1 protein-coding gene is annotated in these 403 nt (G+C 68.0%); it reads right to left on the bottom strand.

Annotated features, from left to right (window positions below):
- Positions 1–403: LysR substrate-binding domain-containing protein (locus J0A65_RS26115; protein ID WP_232850168.1), on the bottom strand; the 403-nt coding region annotated here is incomplete at both ends.

The following is a 403-nucleotide window of genomic DNA, read 5'->3' as shown; positions in this document are numbered from 1 at the left end:
CCAGGGTGAACTGGCGCGACGCCAGGATGTTGTTGCAGGTGACGCGGCTCTCCAGGCGCAGCCGCTGCTGCACGCCAGCGGGGCCCTGCAATACCAGGTGCTGGATGCGTTCGAGGTGCAGGCCGATCCAGTCCAACGCCAGCAACTGCTGCGGTTCGCTCGGCAGACCGGCACGCGCCAGGTAGGCCGGCGCAGCGCACAGCAGCAAACGCCAGTTCACGATGTGGCGAGCGACCAGACTGGAGTCCTCCTGGCGCCCGACACGGATGGCCAGATCGATGCGCGACTCGACCAGATCGATCTGCTCGTCCTGAAAAAACAGCGTCAGGCTGAGGCCGGGGTGGGTGCTCAGCAGCGGGGCCAGCGCCTCGCACAGCAGCGGCCCGGAAAAGCCGACCGGGGC

The sequence above is a fragment of the Bowmanella yangjiangensis genome (assembly GCF_017255015.1).
Taxonomy (GTDB): domain Bacteria; phylum Pseudomonadota; class Gammaproteobacteria; order Enterobacterales; family Alteromonadaceae; genus Bowmanella; species Bowmanella yangjiangensis.
The sequence above is the reverse complement of the archived record's forward strand: the minus strand, read 5'-3'. Positions and strand labels throughout refer to the sequence as shown.